The following is a 13,860-nucleotide window of genomic DNA, read 5'->3' as shown; positions in this document are numbered from 1 at the left end:
CGCTCAGGCGTTTTCCAGCTCGCTGCACACCTGAATCACCTGCTCGCGCAGCCAGACGTTGGCGCTGTCCTGATCGGCGTTCTGGCTCCACTGCATGTCGAGGGTGAAACCCGGCAAGCCATTGGGCGCCTCGCAGTGGTTGAACACCGCGTCGTTGGTCAGCAAACGCTGGATACGTCGGGGCAGGGTGAGGATGAAGTCGGTGCCGGTGATCATCTTCAATGCGGCGCTGTAGCTGTTCGATCGGGCCACTATCTGGCGCTTTTGCGCTTGCCGCGCCAGCCAGCCGTCGACCATGTTGGTGCTTGATGTCCACGGCGTCGGGAACACATGCCGACGCTCGGTAAATGCTTGCAGGCTCAGGCGCGGCTCCAGTGGCGTGGCGCGTTTGTCGAAGACGCAGACCAGGTCATCTTCCAGCAGCATCCGTGATTTCAGATCTGCATGCTGGCGGTGAAAGTGCGGGCCGAAACTGATCACCAGATCGAGGCTGCCGTCGCGCAGCTCTTCGGCCGGCACATCGGTTTCAAACTTGTGCATGTTGACCATCACCGGCAAGTCGTCAAAGTCGAAGCGCTTCAACAGGCGCGGCAGGATCAACTGCTCGAAGTATTCCGGGGCGCAAATGTTGAAAGTCACCGCCTGCCGGCTCGGGTCGAAGGCCGGGGCACCGGCGTGGCAGAGGTTGATGCTTTCGATGATCTTCTGCACATGGCCGTACATGCTGCAGGCCTTGTAGGTCGGGCGCATGCCGGTGCGGGTGTTGATGAACAGTTCGTCTTCGAAACTGGTGCGCAGTTTCTTCAGGCAATAACTGACGGTGGACTGGCTGACGAACAGGGTTTCCGAGACATCGGTGACACTGCTCTGCTCGTACACGGCGACGAATACCATCAAGTCCTGCATGTCGAGCTTGCGAAGCAAATTACTGTTCAGCATGAGTTCCGTCTCGCTGTGCCCCCTTGCGCAGAATTCGCGCAAACGTGTGCGTACGATCCTAACGGAACGATGGTGCCAGGAGAAACCCTTGTAGGACATTTCACGGACACATGTGGGACAGAAACTTTTAGCAACACGACGTTGCCAATCTCGTGCGCAAAAGATGGCCAGAGGCCTCTAGCCCGGGCGAGGCAAGTGGCGCGCGTAGTGGCGAGGGTCGAAGCGCATCACCATCAGCAGCATGATCACCATCACCGCCGTCAACGCCCACCACGCGCCTTCGAAATTGCCCAGCCGATCGCGAATCATCCCTGCCAACAGCGGCGAGAGGCTGGCGATCAGATAACCGATCCCCTGTACAAACGCGGTCAGGCCACCGGCACGCTGCGGCTCGTCGCAATGATCCAGCGCGACGATCAGGCTCATCGGAAACAGACCGCCAATCCCCAGGCCCAACAGACAAGGCCACAGCAGGGCCAAATATTGCGGGACGAGTATCAGCCCGCAGAAACCGCCGATGATCAGCAACAGCAGAACCGCCACTATCCCACGCCGATCACGGCTGCGATTGGCGATCGCAGGCACTGCCAGGCCGGAAATGACCTCCATCGCTGTAAGAAAACCCAACAGCAGCCCAGCGTTCTGTTCACTCCAGCCTTTTTCCACGTAATACGGGGCGAGCCAGGCGAGGACACAGGTGTAGGACGCCGTACCGAGGCCAAAGAAAATCGCCAGCAACCAGGCGCGAGGGCGGGTGATGAAAGACTCCCGCCGGGTCACCGTTGATATGGCTTGCGCGGGCTGCAAGCACCAGACCAGCAACGCGACCAATGCCAACGCCGCCCAGATGGCCAGCCCCACGCGCCAGCTGCCGGCCTGCACCATCACCAGTGGCGCGAACGAGGCGGCAATCGCCGCGCCGCCCATGATTGACGTGACGTAGACGCCCATGCATAACGCCACGTTGTCAGCAAAGCGCGATTTGATCAGCGCCGGCATCAATGCCTGAATCAGGGCTATGCCAATGCCGGCCAGCATCGCGCTGACGATCAGCTCGATCGCCGAATCGATAAACAGCCGTGACACGCTCGCCAGCCCGATGATCAACAGCGACAGCAGCACCGTGCGTCGGTCGCCCAGGCGCTGGCTGATGCTCAGGCCGAAAAACATCGCCAGTCCCATGGCCATCACCGGCAGCATCGTCAGCAGAGAGGCAAGCGTGAAGCTCAACGGTATATCGCCACGGATCGCCGACAGCAGCGGCCCGATGGCTGCCATTGAGGGGCGCAGATTAAGTGCGACAAGGATGATCGCGAGCATCAGCCAAGCGGCGGGGCGGGTGTGATTCATCGGCGGGCCTTTGAGTGCGGAGGCTGATGATTAGGCTTGGCGTCGCCGACGTCGGCAAATCAGAAAGTCGCGGGCCAGACCTAAAAACTCGATAACACCCCTGTCCCGATGTGGGAGCGAGCCTGCTCGCGAATGCGTTCCTCCAGACAGACATTCATTTGCTGACACTGCGCTTTCGCGAGCAGGCTCGCTCCCACAGGACATTGCGAAGTGCCTGAAACTGAATAAAACCTGAACCATTCTCAAATACTCGCAAACCTTCACGTTCGTACTCCGAGGCAACTAATCATTAGCATCTTTTTCACGAAAAATTGATTCGCTGCCGCCTAAAGTTTGGCATGCCTCGGTGAATGAAATTTTCACAATCGACGAGGCTCTTCTTTCAGGAACAGTCACTCATATGTTGAAGTTAAAAGCCGTGCACCCGGAATGGGTGACGTTGTTTGCCAGCGCCTTTTTGTTGCTCGGTTTCAATCTGGTGCTTTGGCAACATCTGTTCGAGATCACCGCCGCCGATGGCAAGGGCATCGCCATGCGCGTTGCGTTTGGCGTGATGATCTTTGCCGCGTTCAACATAGTCCTGACATTATTCGCTTTCCGGCCACTGCTTAAACCACTATTGACCCTGTTGTTTTTAGTCAGCGCCGGCGTGGCTTATTTCATGAGCCAATATGGCGTGATGATCGATGCCGGCATGTTGCGCAACTTTGCCGAGACCAACGTCACGGAAGTGCGTGATCTGCTCTCATTGAAGTTGTTTGCTTATATTCTCTTGCTGGGTGTCCTGCCGTGTTTGTTGTTGTGGAAAGTTCCGGTCAGTTATCGGCGCTGGCATCGCGAGTTGTTCAGCAAAGTTATTGTCAGTGTTGCCTCGGCAGCGGTGATCGGTGTTGTCGCATTGGCCAACTATCAAGGCTTGTCGTCGCTGTTTCGCAATCACCACGAAATTCGCCTGATGCTGGTGCCGAGCAATTACATCGGCGCATCCATTGGTTATCTGCAAGAGCAAGTGGTCTCGGCGCAGCAGCCGTTCATCAAGATCGGCGAAGATGCCCAGCGCAATCCCGACTTGCAGCTACAGCCACGCAAATCCCTCACGGTGCTGGTGGTGGGGGAGAGTGCGCGGGCGCAGAACTTCGGCATTCTCGGTTACGACCGAGACACCACGCCGCAACTGGACAAGGAAGCGGGGCTGATCGCTTTCACTGACGTGCATTCCTGCGGCACGGAAACCGCAGTCTCGGTACCGTGCATGTTCTCCAATATGGGCCGCAAGGATTACAACGCCAGCAAGGCCAGGAATGAAGAGGGCTTGCTCGACGTACTCAAGCGTGCCGGCATCAATGTGATCTGGCGCGATAATCAGTCCGGCTGCAAAGGCACTTGCGACCGTGTCACGGTGCAGGATGTCAGCAAGTTGCAAGACCCGGCGTTGTGCGCCAACAGCGAATGTCGCGATGAAATCCTCCTGCAAGGGCTGCAAAGTTTTATCGAACATCTGGACAAGGACACCGTGCTGGTGCTGCATCAGATGGGCAGTCACGGCCCCGATTACTTCAAGCGTTATCCCAAGGAGTACGAACACTTCACTCCGGTCTGTGAAAGTAACGCGCTGAACAATTGCAGTCGCGAAAGTATCGTCAACGGTTACGACAACACCTTGGTCTACACCGACCATGTGCTGGCGAGCCTGATCGATGTGCTGCGCAGCAATCAGGACAAAGTCGACACCGCCATGCTCTATCTGTCGGACCACGGCGAATCGCTGGGCGAATACAACCTGTTTCTGCACGGCACGCCTTATATGCTGGCGCCCGAGCAACAGAAGCATGTAGCGATGCTGGCGTGGTTCTCCGACAGCTATCAGAAGGCCTACTCGGTCGACACCCATTGCCTGCAACTGAGCCGTGACAAACCGCTGAGCCAGGACAATCTGTTCCACTCGATGCTCGGCCTGCTGGAAGTGCGCAGCAGCGTCTATCAGCCGGCGCTGGACATGTTCGCCGGTTGTCGCGGCGCAGTGATCGACGGCGTGTTGGCCAAGCAGTGAAGCGTTCCCTGCCCGTCGCACCAATGCGACGGGCCTTTCTGTTTCTGCTGTCAGACTATTCTTGCTGACAGGCAAGACATTTCCTTACAGCTCTTGCCCTTCAAAGGCGCGTAAATCGTCGGTGGCGATATATACTGCGCGCCATTCTTCAAGGGAGAGCCGTGTGGCTATCGATATTCACTGGATTCGCGACAACGAAAGCCTCGCGCAGTTTTGCGCCGAGTGGCAGCAGCTGCCGTTCGTTGCCCTCGACACCGAATTCATGCGGGTCGACACCTTCTACCCGATTGCCGGCCTGTTGCAGATCGGCGACGGCAAACGCGCCTACCTGATCGACCCGCTTACCATCAACGCCTGGCAACCGCTGGCCGCGTTGCTGGAGAACCCGGCGGTGCTGAAAGTCCTGCACGCCTGCAGCGAAGACCTCGAAGTGCTGTTGCGCCTGACCGGCAGCCTGCCGGCGCCGTTGTTCGACACGCAACTGGCCGCCGCTTACCTGAACCTCGGCTTCTCGATGGGCTATTCGCGTCTGGTGCAGGAAGTGCTCGGCATCGACCTGCCCAAGGGCGAAACCCGCTCCGACTGGTTGCAGCGCCCGCTGTCCGATACCCAGATCAGCTATGCCGCCGAAGACGCCGTGCATCTGGCTGAGGTGTTCGTCGAGTTGCGGCCCAAGCTGTCCGCCGACAAGTTCGCCTGGGTGCTGGAGGATGGCGCCGAACTGGTTGCCAACCTGCGCCGCGAGACCGATCCGTACGAGGTCTATCGCGAGGCGAAACTGGCGTGGAAGCTGTCCCGTGCGCAACTGGCCGTGCTGCGTGAGCTGTGCGCCTGGCGCGAAAAAGAAGCCCGCGCCCGCGACCTGCCGCGCAACCGCATCGTCCGGGAACACTCGCTGTGGCCCCTGGCCCGCACGCAGCCGGATAACCTCGCGGCGCTGGGCAAGATCGAAGACATGCACCCGCGTACCGTACGTCAGGACGGTCAGTTTCTGCTTGATCTGATCAAGCGCTCTGGCAGTGTGGGGCCGGATCAATGGCCGCCGGCAGTGCCCGAGCCGTTGCCGATCGAAGCCGCTGCGTTGATCAAACAACTGCGCGCGCTGGGTCAGGCCGAGGCCGAACGCCTGGGTATTGCCCCGGAACTGATGCTGCGCAAGAAAACCCTCGAAGCGCTGGTCAAAAGCGGCTTCCCCGAGGGGCCTTACCAATTGCCCGATTCGCTGCGTGGCTGGCGCCGCGAATTGCTCGGCCAGAAGCTGCTCGACAGCCTGGCCACCGCCGGAGAACAGCCTTGAAACGTATTTGCTCCATCTACCAAAGCTCCAAGCGCAGCGGCATGTATCTCTACGTGCTCAAGAGCGATGCGCTCGAGCGCGTGCCGGATGCGCTGATGACGGCTTTCGGCAAAGCGAAGCATTCCTTCGATCTGGTGCTGTCGCCCGAGCGCAAGCTGGCCAGCGAAGACATCACCGTGGTTCTGGAAAACCTCGACAAGCAGGGCTATCACCTGCAGATGCCACCGGCCGAGGACGAGTACATCGAGCACTTGCCCGAAGAGTTGCTGCGACGCAACGACCCGGTCTGACCCGCGAGGCCCTGTCCTGGGCCTCGGTTAACCCTGGAACTGTTTTTACCGCGATGGCCGGCCCAAACCCGGCGGCTGTCTGCACGGTTTGCGAAAGGTTTGAAGATGCGCGTTCTGATTGCTGAACACGACCACGCGATATACGCCCGCCTGCTGCGTCAGGCACTGCCCGAGCTTGAAGTCCTGACCAGCGGCGACTCCGCCGAACTGGCGCGGCAGGCCGCCGATTGCCCGGTGTGGCTGGGCCAGCCGGATCTGCTCGCGACCCTGCTGCGCCAGGGCCATCAACCGCAATGGCTGCAATCGACCTGGGCCGGCATCACGCCGCTGCTCGCCGACGGCCTGCGCCGCGATTATCGCCTGACCCGCGCCGTGGGGATTTTCGGTCAGGTCATGGCCGAATACGTGCTGACCTACATCCTCGGCCACGAACGCGAAGTGCTGGCGCGGCTGGTCAGTCAGGTCGAGCGCAAGTGGGACAACCGCAGCGGCCAGAGTCTGGTCGGGCGCAAGGTGCTGATCGTCGGCACCGGTGACATCGGCCAGAGCGTTGCGCAGTTTCTACTGCCGTTCGGCGTCGAGCTTTATGGCATCGCCAGCAGCGCCCGCGAACAGGCGCCGTTTGTCGAAGTCGGCGCGCTGGCGGATCTGCCGCGTCTGGTGGGCGAGGTGGACTACGTGGTCAATCTGCTGCCGAACACCGAACACACCCACGATATCTACGACGCGGCGCTGTTCAAGCAATTCAAACCGACCGGACTGTTCATCAACGCTGGACGCGGTGTGGCAGTGGTCGATGCCGATCTGGTTGAAGCTTTGAAAGAAGGGCACCTGGCCGGCGCGGTGATCGACGTCTGCCGTCAGGAACCATTGCCGCAACGCCATCCGTTCTGGACCGCGTGGGGCTTGCTCCTGACCGGGCACAGCTCGGCACCGACCTCGCCGGCGCTGATGGTGGATTTGTTTGTGCAGAATCTGAAAGCGTATGAGGCGGGTGAAGCGTTGCGCGGCGAGGTGGATTTCACCCGCGGTTACTGACTCACCCGATTTCGCTGTGGGAGCGAGCCTGCTCGCGAAGAGGGCGTGTCAGTCGACAACAGCGTGTCTGACACAGCGCTTTCGCGAGCAGGCTCGCTCCCACATTGGTTTCAAAGTGCAGCCACCAGTTTGCTCAGCGGGCGGCGCTGGCGCTGACAAGCGGATTTACCGACAGTCGCCAGCGCTTGGCCCTTGCGTCCGCTGGCACTAGACTGGCGGCCTTTTCACCACCTTGATGTTGATGCTTGAGCCATGGCCGCCATAGTCGAACCGTTCTGGAAACGCAAAACCCTCGATCAACTCGATCACGAGGAATGGGAATCGCTGTGCGACGGCTGCGGTCTGTGCTGCCTGCAAAAGCTCGAGGATGAAGAAGACAACAGCGTCTATTACACGCGCATCGCCTGCAAACTGCTGGATCTGAAAACCTGTCAGTGCAGCGATTATCCGAACCGGATCAAGTTTGTCCCGGACTGCATCCAGCTCACGCCGGGTCAGGCGGAAGAATTCAAATGGCTGCCGCCGACCTGCGGTTATCGTCTGGTCAGCGAGGGCAAGGATCTGCCGTTATGGCATCACCTGGTGTGTGGCGACCGCGATGCGGTGCACCATGAGCGGATTTCCCAGTCCGGGCGCATGCTCGCCGAAGGCAGCGTGCCGGAGGATGACTGGGAAGATCATCTGATTTTTCGCGCGGGCTGATGAGGTGGTGGGTTGTTGAACCCGTAAAGATCAAAAGATCGCAGCCTTCGGCAGCTCCTACAATGGAAAACGTGATTCCGTGTAGGAGCTGCCGGAGGCTGCGATCTTTTGCTTTAAAGCCTCAGACGCCGGCTTTCGGCGAGGTCAGCGAATCATTGCCGGTAACGGTTGCCGTTTCGGTGGCCACTTCGGCATTGGTCTTCAGCTTGCTCAGCTCTTCCCCGGCGCGTTCGATCTTCGCCCGCACGTTGCTCATGTCCTGACGGCCTTTTTCCAGCAGGCTTTTCGCCGAGCAGTGCCCGGTAATGCCACGGGCCACGGCCATGCCGCCGAGCGCCACTTGAATCAGGCCGAACACGCCGCCACGGCGCAGGCCCTTGCCGACCATCAGCACGCCGCCGGTCAACGAGCCGACGCGCTCCCAGCCATGCACGTTCTTGTGCGAAGGCGACTGGAACGGGGTGGATTCGATGCGTTCTACGCGTTTGAGCTCGCTCATGGTCTATCTCCAGGCAGGGTGCGATTGATAGATAAGCTGACTGCCAGGGCGGTCAGCTTGTTCCATCGAATGTGCGACGCTTCAGCGGAATTTCGGCCCGGAGCGGGTGTTCAGGCCTTTGGCCATGCGGTCGTAGAGCACGACGTTGACCGTGGCGGCGAGGTTCATGCAGCCGGTGGTCGGGATGTACACGACGTCTTCGCACCAGTCGCGAATCTCTTTATCCAGCGAGCCGTCTTCCGGCCCGAAGATGTACAGGGCGCGGTCGGGGTGGGTATATTCCGGCAGCGGCCGTGCGCCTTCGACCAGCTCTACCGCAACGGGCACGCAGTTGAGCGGAAGGATTTTTTTCAGGTCGTCGATGCCGATCAGCGGGATGTCGTAGTGCACGCGTTTGGTGTCGGTGACGAAGTCGGCGGCGCGTTCATAACGCTTGCCGGTGTAGAACACCGACGCCACGCCGTAACAGCCTGCGGCGCGCATCACCGAACCGACGTTCTCCGGTGATTTTGGGTTATACAAACCAATGCAGCTGTACCGTTTGTCTGCCACGAGCGGGGTGCCTTCGAGAAAAAGAGCGCGATTATACGGGGATTGGGGGAGGGCGGGCAGATTCGAGACTTGTGGTGTCTGGCAGGCCGCTTTCGCGAGCAGGCTCGCTCCCACATCCCCTGTGGGAGCGAGCCTGCTCGCGAAAGGGCCAGCTCAGGCGATGAAGATCTTCAGTCTTCTTTTTTCATCAAGCCAGCGAGGGCCGCAAACGGATTATGCGTGGCCTTGGCGATTTTTGGTGTGCTCAGCGAGCCGTCGCCGAAATACTGCTGATCGGTGTAACGCGAGTGCTCGTTGTCGTGGCAATACAGGCACAACAGCTCCCAGTTCGAGCCGTCCTGCGGGTTGTTGTCGTGGTTGTGGTCGCGGTGGTGCACGGTCAGTTCGCTCAGGCGCTTGCCGGAAAACTCACGGGCGCAGCGGCCGCAGACGTGCGGGTACATTTTCAGGGCCTTGTCGCGGTAGCCCATTTCCTTGTCGCGCTGGTTGTCGGCGAGGATGCGGTCCAGCTTCGACGTGTTGGTGGGGGTGGACGAACTCATGGGTTCACCTTTGCAGAAAGACTGATGACGGTTATGCGCAGAGTTTAGCTCAGCCCTTGAGCTTCTCGGCAATCCAGATCGTGTGGCGGGTGCCCTTGTTGCCGTGGGCGAAGACCTGGACTTCTTCGGCCTTGAAGCCGGCCTTCTTCAATTTGTCGGAAAACTGTCGGTCAGCGCTGGCCGACCACACCGCGAGCACGCCTTTGGGGCGCAGGGCCTTGGCGCAGGCATTCAGACCAGCGGCGGAGTACAGCCAACTGTTGGCCTTCTGGGTCAGACCTTCAGGGCCGTTGTCGACGTCGAGCATGATCGCGTCGAAACCGTTCGGCTCGCTTTGCAGCACGTTGGCCACATCTTCCATGCGGATCACCGTGCGCGGGTCGAGCAATGGCCGACCGGACTTCTCCCCGAGCGGGCCGCGATTCCACTCGACTACGCCGGGCACCAGCTCAGCGACCACCACTTCGGCGGACTTGCCCAGGTGCTTGAGTGCCGAGGCGAGGGTGAAACCCATGCCCAGGCCGCCGATCAACACCCGCGAATTCGGCCGGCCGGCGACCTTGCGGCAGGGAATCTCGGCCAGCGCATCTTCAGAACCGTGCATGCGCGTGTTCATCAACTGTCCGCCGTCGCCGCCCTGGATCTTGATGACGAAATCCTCGCCATACTCGAACAGGCACAGGGCACCGCCGTTTTCAGGGATCGGGGTGGTGTCGAGCAGAACGAAACGTTTCATGGAAATCTCTACAAGGGGGAAGGCAAGCAGGCGCGTTGGGAGTAGCCTGAGCACAGACTAAAGGCCAAACGGAGCCCTTGATGAAGCGCACCATTCTAACGGTCATTACCCTGGCCGCGCTCGCGATTACTGCAGTGCAGGCCCAGCAGAGCGTTCCAGTCAGCCCGACGCCGCAACCCGGTTCGCCCGGCACTGCGACGCCGACGCCGTATCCGCAGATCACCCCGATCACCCTGCCCAAGTCGGGCGCCGGCAGCGGCAGCCCGCCGCTGGTACCGATCGAAATGCCCAGCCCGCCGAGCAAGGATCAACCGGTGCCGGGCATCGAGCCGAACGGCAACAAGGTCAAGTCCCCCGGCGGTTAAACCTGTTGTGCGGCGAGTTGGCCGTCGGCCATGCGCAGGCGTTTGGACAGCGAGACGGCGAGGGCGCGGATGATCTTTGCGGCGATTTTCGGTGCGTCGTTGAGCATTTTTTCCAGCGAATCCTTGCCCAGATTGAGCAACTGACAGTTGCTCGCCGCGATGCAGGTAGCCGAGCGGCGCTCGCCATCGAGCACGGCCATTTCACCGAAGGCGCGACCGCTGCGCAGGGTGGCCATGGTGATCACCTGGCCGTCGGCGCCGGTTTTCTGCACGGCGACCTGGCCGGTGTGGATGATGCACATGAAACTGCCGGCATCACCCTCGCGAAAAATCGCCTCGCCCTCAGCCACGGTGCTGATACTGAAATAGCCGGAAGCGGCCGCAAAGTCGGCCAGTTGCAATTGATCGAACAGGCCACAGTCCATCAGCCAGTCGCGGATTTCGTTGTTCAGAAAGGTCGGTTCAGACATGTCGATGCGGTCTTTTTGTTATCACATTTCAAGGCTATACACGGATCCCGTAGGAACGGGCTCTTGTGGCGAGGGGATTTATCCCCGCTCGGCTGCGCAGCAGTCGCAAATCCTGCCAACTCGGTGCTTCTGGAATACTGAGTTTGCAGGTTTTGGGGCCGCTTCGCAGCCCAACGGGGATAAATCCCCTCGCCACAAGGGTTTGCAGTTAAGACCCAAGCCACCCAAAGAGTTCCTCAGGCAATCTGCAAAACCTTGAACACAAATGCATATTCGAGCGCTACGTCACGTAATCCCTGATAGCGCCCGCTCATGCCGCCATGCCCGGCACCCAGTTCGGTCTTGAGCAGCAGCACATTGTCGTCGGTCTTGGTCGCGCGCAATTTCGCCACCCACTTGGCCGCCTCCCAATACTGCACACGGCTGTCGTTGTAACCGGCGATCACCAGCAGTGGCGGATAAGCCTGCGCGGTGACGTTTTCGTACGGCGCGTAAGCCTTGATCCGATCATAGACGTCCGGTTCTTCCGGGTTGCCCCATTCGTCGTATTCGGTAACGGTCAGGGGCAGCTCGGGGTCGAGCATGGTGTTGAGTACGTCGACGAACGGCACTTCGGCAATCGCCACGCCGAACAGGTCCGGGCGCTGGTTGAGCACCGCGCCGATCAGCAGGCCACCGGCGCTGCCGCCGCTGATCGCCAGTTTCTCCGCCGTGGTGATGCCGTTGAGAATCAGGAATTCGGCGCAAGCGATGAAGTCGCTGAAGGTGTTGTGTTTGTGTTCCTGCTTGCCGGCGCGATACCAGGCTTCGCCCAATTCACCACCACCACGTACGTGAGCGATGGCGAAGGCCATGCCGCGATCGAGCAGGCTCAGGCGTGCATGGGAAAACCACGGATCGAGGCTGGAACCGTAAGCGCCGTAACCATACAGATACAGCGGCACCGGTTTACCGACCATCTCGCGCTTCATCACCAGACTGATCGGCACCTGCGTGCCGTCCGGGGCGGTGGCCCATAGACGTTGGCTGACATAGGCGTCGGCATCAAATTGGCCGAGTACCGGAGTTTCCTTGAGCACCGTTTGCTCGCCGCTGGCGAGGATCAACTGGCGCACCTGAGCCGGGCGATTCAACGCTTCGTAGCGCAAGCGAATGCGATCGCTCTCGAATTCCAGGCTGTTTTGCACATGCAGACTGTAGGCCGCATCGGGCAACTGCACGCGATACGACGCCTGGCCCTGCGGGTGAACCTCGATGATCGGCAGACCACCTTCGCGCAGGCTCAAGGTCATAGCCTCTGCGTTGAGGCTGACGCCGTCGAGCATCACTTCTTCGTTGTGCGGGATAAGGTTCTGCCACTCGGCCTCGCTTGGCGGCACGCCAGTGTCCGGGGCCTGATACAGAGCGAAGTTGATGCCGTCGCGGTTGGTGCGGATAAACCAGGTCCAGACGCCATCGAGCAGGCCGTGGTCGACGTCGTATTCGTGATCTTCGACCCGTGGCGCCAGGCAGCTGAACGGCAGATGCGGCTGATTGGCTTCCAGCGCCCAGACTTCACTGGTGGTCTTGCTGCCCAGCGACAGCAGCAATTGCTGTTCGGAGCTGGCGCGGTAGCAATGCAGGAAGAACCGCCCATCCGGCTCGTGAAAAACCTCTTCAGCGGCAGTGCCATCGAGGCGATAGCGGAACAGTTTATGCGGGCGATGGGTGTCGTCGAGCACGCCGAAAAACAGGGTCAGGCTGTCGTTGGCCCAGGTCATGCTGCCGTCGCAGTCCTCGAATTCCAGTTCGCTGACCCTGTCGTTGGACAGCTCTTTGACGAACAGCGTGTAGATCTCGTCGCCCGAAGCATCGACGCTGTAGGCCAGGCGCTGGTGATCGGGGCTGATGCTGAAAGCACCGAGCGAGAAGAAGCCGCCATTGGCCAGCGCATTCGGGTCGAGCAGCAATTGTTCGCGGCTTTCATCGAGGGTCAGGCTGTCGTCGGCAGGACGCGGGCAGCGGTAGTGCCGGGCGTATTCGTCACCGGCGGTGGTGCGCGTGTAATACAGATACGGGCCCCAAGGCGAGGGCAGGGACAGATCAGTCTCGAGAATCCGTCCCTTGATCTCATTGAACAGGCTTTCACGCAGCTCGGCCTGATCGGCGGTTTGCGCTTCCTGATAAGCGTTTTCAGCCTTGAGGTAGTCGAGCACCGCGTCGGTGTCGCGCTCCTGCAGCCAGGCATACGGGTCGGCGCCGGGCGCCCGCTGGGCAATCGGGGCAGTCATGACATTGGCGGATTGGGGCATGGAAGGCTCTCGGACAATATTCGGAATTGGGTTGTTCGCAGGTCTTGAAAGCGCCGCAGCCCTTGTGGGAGCGAGCCTGCTCGCGAAAGCGGTGTGTCAGGCAACGCTGTTGCAACTGACAGTCCGTATTCGCGAGCAGGCTCGCTCCCACAGGGGCGGCTGCTGGCCGTCTGGTATTGGGACAAGCCGCATGGGCGAAAAGTCGTTACTATAAGCGCCAATTTGCCTGCCTTGCCATGGACACCATGACCGAGAACGACTATCTGATCGCCTGGGGCCTTTACGCCTTTGCCGCCGTGGGCTGCCTGCTGGTATGGATGCGCCTGACCACCTGGATGTGGCGCTGGCTGCGCGAGCCGCTGCGTGTGCTGATGGCGGTGTTGCTGTTCAGCCCGACCATCGTCGATCCGGTGAAAGCCAAAGTTGCACCGGCCATCGCCATCACCGCCCTGGACATGCTGTTCAAGGTCGGCAACAACGCCTGGCGCGCGGTTTCCGATCTGTTCATGTACGGCATGATCGCCTTCGGGGTGTATCTGGTTTTCGTCTTGATCCGCCTGCCGATCGAGCGTGCCTCTACAGCCCGGCGTGAACGCGCCGAGGCCGCCAAGGCTGCGGCCCGTGCCGAAGAGCGCGACGATGATCAACCGTTCGGCGGCGCCGGTGATGACCGCTACGGTCGCCCGCCAGTGCCGAACAATCCGCAGCGCATGCGGGTCGAGCCGCGTCTGTAACCCGA

15 protein-coding genes are annotated in these 13,860 nt (G+C 60.4%); 7 read left to right on the top strand and 8 right to left on the bottom strand.

Annotated features, from left to right (window positions below):
- Window positions 1-3 precede the first annotated feature (3 nt).
- Window positions 4-939 (bottom strand): LysR family transcriptional regulator, encoded by a 936-nt coding sequence (locus D8U61_RS08380; RefSeq protein ID WP_073472928.1) that lies wholly within the window; start codon window positions 937-939, stop codon window positions 4-6.
- Between the two features lie 177 nt (window positions 940-1,116).
- Entirely contained in the window at window positions 1,117-2,289 is a 1,173-nt protein-coding gene (locus tag D8U61_RS08375; protein WP_130902063.1) for a cyanate transporter, read from the bottom strand.
- Window positions 2,290-2,689: 400 nt separating this feature from the next.
- On the opposite strand from D8U61_RS08375, the gene D8U61_RS08365 reads away from it, so the two are divergent.
- From D8U61_RS08365 to D8U61_RS08345, 5 genes are all read left to right on the top strand, one after another.
- Complete coding sequence (locus tag D8U61_RS08365) at window positions 2,690-4,339, top strand: phosphoethanolamine--lipid A transferase (RefSeq protein ID WP_130902065.1); 1,650 nt, start codon at window positions 2,690-2,692, stop codon at window positions 4,337-4,339.
- A 163-nt stretch (window positions 4,340-4,502) separates the two neighbouring features.
- Entirely contained in the window at window positions 4,503-5,636 is a 1,134-nt protein-coding gene (rnd, locus tag D8U61_RS08360; RefSeq protein ID WP_130902066.1) for a ribonuclease D, read from the top strand.
- Window positions 5,633-5,926, top strand: coding sequence for a YcgL domain-containing protein (locus tag D8U61_RS08355; protein WP_016771234.1), 294 nt, complete (start codon window positions 5,633-5,635; stop codon window positions 5,924-5,926). The genes rnd and D8U61_RS08355 overlap by 4 nt, the downstream gene beginning before the upstream one ends.
- 105 nt (window positions 5,927-6,031) lie before the next feature.
- Window positions 6,032-6,964 carry a D-2-hydroxyacid dehydrogenase gene (locus tag D8U61_RS08350; protein WP_016771233.1) on the top strand — a complete coding sequence of 311 codons (933 nt, stop codon included), beginning with the start codon at window positions 6,032-6,034 and terminating at the stop codon, window positions 6,962-6,964.
- Window positions 6,965-7,216: 252 nt separating this feature from the next.
- Window positions 7,217-7,666 (top strand): YcgN family cysteine cluster protein, encoded by a 450-nt coding sequence (locus D8U61_RS08345; protein ID WP_016771232.1) that lies wholly within the window; start codon window positions 7,217-7,219, stop codon window positions 7,664-7,666.
- Between the two features lie 121 nt (window positions 7,667-7,787).
- On the opposite strand, the gene D8U61_RS08340 is transcribed toward D8U61_RS08345, so the two are convergent.
- The 4 genes from D8U61_RS08340 to D8U61_RS08325 form a co-directional block, all read right to left on the bottom strand.
- Window positions 7,788-8,165: a DUF2892 domain-containing protein gene (locus tag D8U61_RS08340; RefSeq protein ID WP_110645006.1), complete on the bottom strand. Its 378-nt coding sequence runs from the start codon at window positions 8,163-8,165 to the stop codon at window positions 7,788-7,790.
- A gap of 81 nt (window positions 8,166-8,246) precedes the next feature.
- On the bottom strand, window positions 8,247-8,717 hold the full coding sequence (locus D8U61_RS08335) for an RNA methyltransferase (protein WP_007911337.1): 471 nt from the start codon (window positions 8,715-8,717) through the stop codon (window positions 8,247-8,249).
- A 170-nt stretch (window positions 8,718-8,887) separates the two neighbouring features.
- Window positions 8,888-9,259 carry a YajD family HNH nuclease gene (locus D8U61_RS08330; protein ID WP_003222612.1) on the bottom strand — a complete coding sequence of 124 codons (372 nt, stop codon included), beginning with the start codon at window positions 9,257-9,259 and terminating at the stop codon, window positions 8,888-8,890.
- Window positions 9,260-9,308: 49 nt separating this feature from the next.
- The gene (locus D8U61_RS08325) at window positions 9,309-9,995 is read right to left on the bottom strand and encodes an MnmC family methyltransferase (RefSeq protein ID WP_016771229.1); all 687 of its coding nucleotides are present in this window, start codon (window positions 9,993-9,995) and stop codon (window positions 9,309-9,311) included.
- 80 nt (window positions 9,996-10,075) lie between these two features.
- Here D8U61_RS08325 and D8U61_RS08320 point away from each other — a divergent pair, with 80 nt between their 5' ends.
- Window positions 10,076-10,360, top strand: coding sequence for a hypothetical protein (locus tag D8U61_RS08320; RefSeq protein ID WP_016771228.1), 285 nt, complete (start codon window positions 10,076-10,078; stop codon window positions 10,358-10,360).
- Here the strand turns inward: D8U61_RS08320 and D8U61_RS08315 are convergent.
- Both D8U61_RS08315 and D8U61_RS08305 read right to left on the bottom strand, forming a co-directional pair.
- Complete coding sequence (locus D8U61_RS08315) at window positions 10,357-10,830, bottom strand: cyclic nucleotide-binding domain-containing protein (RefSeq protein WP_016771227.1); 474 nt, start codon at window positions 10,828-10,830, stop codon at window positions 10,357-10,359. The two genes, D8U61_RS08320 and D8U61_RS08315, sit on opposite strands and share 4 nt — an antisense overlap.
- Window positions 10,831-11,066: 236 nt before the next feature.
- Complete coding sequence (locus D8U61_RS08305) at window positions 11,067-13,121, bottom strand: S9 family peptidase (protein WP_130926743.1); 2,055 nt, start codon at window positions 13,119-13,121, stop codon at window positions 11,067-11,069.
- A 236-nt stretch (window positions 13,122-13,357) separates the two neighbouring features.
- Here D8U61_RS08305 and D8U61_RS08300 point away from each other — a divergent pair, with 236 nt between their 5' ends.
- Complete coding sequence (locus tag D8U61_RS08300) at window positions 13,358-13,855, top strand: hypothetical protein (protein WP_016771225.1); 498 nt, start codon at window positions 13,358-13,360, stop codon at window positions 13,853-13,855.
- The last annotated feature ends 5 nt before the right edge of the window (window positions 13,856-13,860 follow it).

Origin of the sequence: Pseudomonas sp. Sample_14 (assembly GCF_004307515.1) — a bacterium.
In the GTDB taxonomy this organism is placed as follows: Bacteria; Pseudomonadota; Gammaproteobacteria; order Pseudomonadales; family Pseudomonadaceae; genus Aquipseudomonas; species Aquipseudomonas atacamensis.
This window is presented reverse-complemented; position numbering and strand designations above follow the sequence as displayed.

Bases quoted from the DNA above. Each gene is read 5' to 3' on its own strand.
- D8U61_RS08380 (WP_073472928.1), bottom strand. From the start codon at position 939: ATGCTGAACAGTAATTTGCTTCGCAAGCTCGACATGCAGGACTTGATG.
- D8U61_RS08375 (WP_130902063.1), bottom strand. From the start codon at position 2,289: ATGAATCACACCCGCCCCGCCGCTTGGCTGATGCTCGCGATCATCCTT.
- D8U61_RS08365 (WP_130902065.1), top strand. From the start codon at position 2,690: ATGTTGAAGTTAAAAGCCGTGCACCCGGAATGGGTGACGTTGTTTGCC.
- D8U61_RS08350 (WP_016771233.1), top strand. From the start codon at position 6,032: ATGCGCGTTCTGATTGCTGAACACGACCACGCGATATACGCCCGCCTG.
- D8U61_RS08345 (WP_016771232.1), top strand. From the start codon at position 7,217: ATGGCCGCCATAGTCGAACCGTTCTGGAAACGCAAAACCCTCGATCAA.
- D8U61_RS08340 (WP_110645006.1), bottom strand. From the start codon at position 8,165: ATGAGCGAGCTCAAACGCGTAGAACGCATCGAATCCACCCCGTTCCAG.
- D8U61_RS08330 (WP_003222612.1), bottom strand. From the start codon at position 9,259: ATGAGTTCGTCCACCCCCACCAACACGTCGAAGCTGGACCGCATCCTC.
- D8U61_RS08325 (WP_016771229.1), bottom strand. From the start codon at position 9,995: ATGAAACGTTTCGTTCTGCTCGACACCACCCCGATCCCTGAAAACGGC.
- D8U61_RS08320 (WP_016771228.1), top strand. From the start codon at position 10,076: ATGAAGCGCACCATTCTAACGGTCATTACCCTGGCCGCGCTCGCGATT.
- D8U61_RS08315 (WP_016771227.1), bottom strand. From the start codon at position 10,830: ATGTCTGAACCGACCTTTCTGAACAACGAAATCCGCGACTGGCTGATG.
- D8U61_RS08305 (WP_130926743.1), bottom strand. From the start codon at position 13,121: ATGCCCCAATCCGCCAATGTCATGACTGCCCCGATTGCCCAGCGGGCG.
- D8U61_RS08300 (WP_016771225.1), top strand. From the start codon at position 13,358: ATGGACACCATGACCGAGAACGACTATCTGATCGCCTGGGGCCTTTAC.